This is a genomic window from Bradyrhizobium sp., assembly GCF_049586575.1.
Classification (GTDB): Bacteria; Pseudomonadota; Alphaproteobacteria; order Rhizobiales; family Xanthobacteraceae; genus Bradyrhizobium.
In genome coordinates, this window is record NZ_JBAVCF010000678.1 from 1 (window position 1) to 2,357 (window position 2,357).

A 2,357-nucleotide genomic window follows, 5' to 3' on the forward strand; every position below is an offset into this window, starting at 1 on the left:
GGATCCTCTGATCGAGCGGATTGCGGCGGGATCGGGGATGGACGCCGCCGATGACTGGATCGCAGAGCGCGTTGGCCAGGGCGACATCGTCATCACGTCGGACATTCCGCTCGCCAGCCGCTGTGTGAAGGCGGGCGCCGAGGTGATCGCGCCCAACGGCAAGCCGTTCACGGAGCAATCGATCGGAATGACGCTCGCGGTCCGTAATCTCATGACCGACTTGCGTTCGTCGGGCGAAGTCACCGGCGGCCCGAAATCCTTCGCAGCCCGCGACCGTTCGACATTTCTCGCCACGCTCGACCAGACCATCCGGCGCATCCAGCGCCGCCGGGCCGACGTCCCCGTATCTCAAGGTTGAACCGAGAAACCATGGCGCCACCGCTGATCCAGTTGAAAGACATTGGGCTTACCTTCGGCGGTACGCCGCTGTTGTCGGGCGTCGAACTGTCCGTATCGGCGGAGGAGCGTGTCTGTCTGATCGGCCGCAACGGCTCCGGCAAATCGACGCTGTTGAAGATTGCCGCAGGCCTGGTCGAACCCGATCACGGCAGCAGATTTGTTCAACCGGGAGCCACTATCCGCTACCTGCCGCAGGAGCCGGATTTTGCAGGCTTCGCCACCACCTTGGCGTATGTCGAGGCGGGCCTTGGGCCCGGCGACGACCATTATCAAGCCCGCTACGTGCTGGAGCAGCTTGGTCTTCACGGTGACGAAGACCCTGCGCATCTCTCCGGCGGTGAAGCGCGCCGCGCCGCGCTCGCGCGCGTGCTGGCGCCCTCACCTGACATCCTGCTTTTGGACGAGCCGACCAACCATCTCGATCTCACCACGATCGAGTGGCTGGAAGGCGAACTGGACGGCCGCCGCAGCGCGCTTGTCATCATCAGCCATGACCGCCGCTTCCTCTCCAACCTGTCGCGCGCCACGGCCTGGCTCGACCGCGGCCAGATCCGGCAGATCGATCGCGGCTTTGCTTCGTTCGAAAGCTGGCGCGACGAGGTGCTCGCCGAGGAAGAGCGCGAGCAGCACAAGCTCGACCGCAAGATCGTCAACGAAGAACATTGGCTGCGTTACGGCGTGTCCGGCCGCCGCAAGCGCAACGTCAAACGGCTCGGCAATCTCCACGCGCTGCGGCAGCAGCGGCGTGATTATCGCGGCACGGCCGGGAACGCCAATCTCGCCGCGGCGGAATCCGAAAAGTCCGGCAAGCTCGTGATCGAGGCCAGGAACATCAGCCGGACCTATGGCGACCGCAAGATCGTCGATGGCTTCTCGATCCGCGTGCAGCGTGGCGACCGTATCGGCATCGTCGGACCCAACGGCGCCGGCAAGACCACGCTGATCGAGATGCTCACGGGGGCCAACCCGCCCGATACGGGGATGATCCGGCTCGGCGCCAATATCGAGATGGCGACGCTGGACCAGCACCGCGAAAGCCTCGATCCGAAATCGACGCTGGCCGAGGCGCTGACCGGCGGCCGCGGCGATCACGTCATGGTCGGCGGCAAGCCGAAACATGTCGTCAGCTACATGAAGGACTTCCTGTTCGCGCAGGAGCAGATGCGCACGCCGCTTGAGGTGCTTTCCGGCGGCGAGCGTGGCCGGTTGATGCTGGCGCGCGCGCTGGCAAAGCCCTCCAACCTTCTGGTACTGGACGAGCCGACCAACGATCTCGATCTCGAAACCCTGGACGTGCTGGAGGAAATGCTCGGCGATTACGACGGCACGGTCATCCTGATCAGCCATGACCGCGATTTTCTCGATCGCGTCGTGACCTCCGTGATCGTGCCCGAGGGTGACGGCAAGTGGATCGAATATGCCGGCGGCTATTCCGACATGCTGGCCCAGCGCGGCGCCGACTTGAAGCGCGAGGCTGTCAAGGCCGCAGCGGTCGAACGCGAAAAAAACGTCTCGGCCGGGACGCGCTCGAGCGCGCCAAAGCGCCGGCTCAATTTCAATGAAAAACACGCGCTGGAAATCCTGCCGAAAACCATCGCCAAACTGCAGGCCGAAATCGCCAAACAGCAGCGGCATCTTGACGATCCCGATCTCTACAAGAAGGATCGGAAGAAATTCGACCAGGCCTCCGATGCGCTGACCAAGGCGCAGAAAGAATTGCACGAGGCCGAGGACAAATGGCTGGAACTTGAAGTGTTACGTGAAGAAATAGAACAGGCCTGAACCGACTTCCCCCTCCTCCTGCAAGGGGGAGGGTTGGGGTGGGGGGCAGACACACGGAATAACGTCGATCGAAATGCCCCACGTCTTGCTCAACCGCTCAAGATCGCGGCCGAGTGCGCCGACCTTCCCCTTTCATGGGGAGGTGAAAACGGCAACATCGCTGGTTTGGAGAATAA

General features: G+C 63.0%; 2 protein-coding genes. Both read left to right on the forward strand.

The genetic code is table 11. The features are described 5' to 3' along the window. A partial coding sequence (locus tag WB528_RS24900; protein WP_423891701.1) for a YaiI/YqxD family protein occupies window positions 1-358 on the forward strand: 358 nt, incomplete at its 5' end. 11 nt (window positions 359-369) lie between these two features. Then, entirely contained in the window at window positions 370-2,181 is a 1,812-nt protein-coding gene (locus WB528_RS24905) for an ABC-F family ATP-binding cassette domain-containing protein (protein WP_423891704.1), read from the forward strand. Window positions 2,182-2,357 lie beyond the last annotated feature (176 nt).

Bases quoted from the DNA above. Each gene is read 5' to 3' on its own strand.
- WB528_RS24905 (WP_423891704.1), top strand. From the start codon at position 370: ATGGCGCCACCGCTGATCCAGTTGAAAGACATTGGGCTTACCTTCGGC.